Origin of the sequence: Desulfofundulus sp. (assembly GCF_049701015.1) — a bacterium.
GTDB lineage: Bacteria > Bacillota > Desulfotomaculia > Desulfotomaculales > Desulfovirgulaceae > Desulfofundulus.
In genome coordinates this window covers 1-1,860 of record NZ_JBNATZ010000367.1, presented here as the reverse complement: position 1 = coordinate 1,860, position 1,860 = coordinate 1, and the positions used below count along the sequence as shown (strand labels likewise).

1 protein-coding gene, 1 pseudogene, 1 riboswitch and 1 other annotated feature are annotated in these 1,860 nt (G+C 55.2%); the gene and the pseudogene both read left to right on the top strand.

Features of this window, described 5'->3' with window-relative positions; all coding sequences use genetic code 11:
* A pseudogene (locus tag ACPLUI_RS14455) lies at positions 1–463 on the top strand (argininosuccinate lyase); the annotation flags it as partial.
* Positions 464–541: 78 nt separating this feature from the next.
* Positions 542–807, top strand: a binding site (T-box leader).
* Between the two features lie 75 nt (positions 808–882).
* Positions 883–995: riboswitch (guanidine-I (ykkC/yxkD leader) on the top strand.
* A gap of 176 nt (positions 996–1,171) precedes the next feature.
* Positions 1,172–1,860: branched-chain-amino-acid transaminase (ilvE, locus tag ACPLUI_RS14450; protein ID WP_424660942.1), on the top strand; the 689-nt coding region annotated here is incomplete at its 3' end.

The following is a 1,860-nucleotide window of genomic DNA, read 5'->3' as shown; positions in this document are numbered from 1 at the left end:
CCTTTTGACCATGCTCAAAGGGCTGCCCCTGGCCTATAATAAAGACCTTCAGGAAGATAAAGAGGCACTTTTTGACGCCGTGGATACGGTTAAGAAATGCTTGAGGGTTTTCACGCCCATGGTGGCCAGCTTGAAGGTGCGCCCGGAAAATATGGCCCGGGCGGCAAGGGGTGGCTTCACCAACGCCACCGACCTGGCGGACTACCTGGTGAAAAAGGGCGTCCCCTTCCGGGAAGCCCACGAACAGGTGGGCAAACTGGTTTATTACTGCCTGTCCCGGGGCAAGTCCCTGGAGGAACTGTCCCTTGAAGAGTTCAGGCATTTTGCCCCCCGGGTTGAAGAGGATGTCTACCGGGCTATTGATATCAGGCAGTGCGTGGCCGCCCGGCGGGTGTTGGGGGGACCGGCGCCGGATTCTGTCCGGGAGGCCATTTCCCGGGCGAGGGAGAGGCTGGGGCGGTAAAAACGGAAGAAACTCTTTTCATTAAAAATTGCTTGACACCCGTACTGTGAATCTGTATACTGGATAACAAGTTACTGGTTAAAGACCATGAAGGGGAGCAAGTAACCTGTCTTCCAGGCTGCAGAGAGCCGGGGTAGCTGCGAACCGGTGCCGGATCAGGTGAAAGGATCGCCCCGGAGTCGCCAGCTGAAAGGCGCCTCTGTGTGCTGGCGCCGATTAGGCCGGGCCGGGTTGGCTACCCGTTACCAGAAGCCGTGTCCTGATGGGGACACATAAGGGGTCCTTGTCGTGAGGCAAGGGCAAGCAGGGTGGTACCGCGCGAGGATTTACCTCTCGTCCCTGGCAGTTTTATTGGACTGCCGGGACGGGAGGTTTTAGTTTTTATCCCACAACCACATATTGTGTGTCTGGTTTACGGAGGGAAGTGTACCTAGGGTTCCGCCCCGCTTTGCGGGGGACTGGACCAAGCGGTACAGGCCGCCAGCCATAATTCGGTGGTGGTTACACCGTGGGGATAAAAGACCCGAGCGGATAGGTTCCACTCTGTGGGAAATATCTATTTCGGGTCTTATTTTTTACTGGTTTTCAAAGCGGAGGTGAACTCTGGTGTTGCTTGTAGCTATCCCCCGCATGGGGGAGGGCGATGTTGTGACGGGGCAGCAGAGATGGAATTTATAGGAATTAAAGAAAGAGAAGGGGTGTGCTTTGATGGGGCTCATTATTTATCTTGACGGGGAGTTCGTACCTGAAGAGCGGGCTATGATATCCGTTTTTGACCACGGCCTTTTATATGGGGACGGCGTTTTTGAAGGCATCCGGGCTTACCACAACCGGGTTTTCAAGCTCAGGGAACATATTATACGCCTGTACGAGTCGGCACGCGCCATTGGTCTTGATATTCCCATCACCATGCCTGAAATGGAAGAAGTGGTGCTGGAAACCTGCCGGCGTAATGGTTTACGGGATGCTTACATCCGCCTGGTGGTCACCCGGGGCCGGGGGGATCTGGGCCTTGATCCCCGCAAGTGCTCCAGGCCGACCATATTTTGCATAGCCGCTTCCATACAGCTCTACCCCGAAGAGCTGTATGAAAAGGGGCTGGAGCTGGTTACCGTGGCCACCCGGCGCAACCTGCCCGAGGCATGTAATCCCCGGGTTAAATCTTTAAACTACCTTAACAACATTTATGCCAAAATGGAGGCCAACCTGGTGGGGGCTCCCGAGGCGGTAATGCTCAACCAGGAAGGTTATGTAGCCGAGGCCACCGGGGATAACATTTTCATCGTCAAAAACGGCGTGCTTTCAACTCCGCCACCCTTTGTGGGCATTCTGGAGGGGATTACCCGCAATACGGTGATGGAGATCGCCCGTCAAAAGGGCATCCAGGTTGAGGAGAA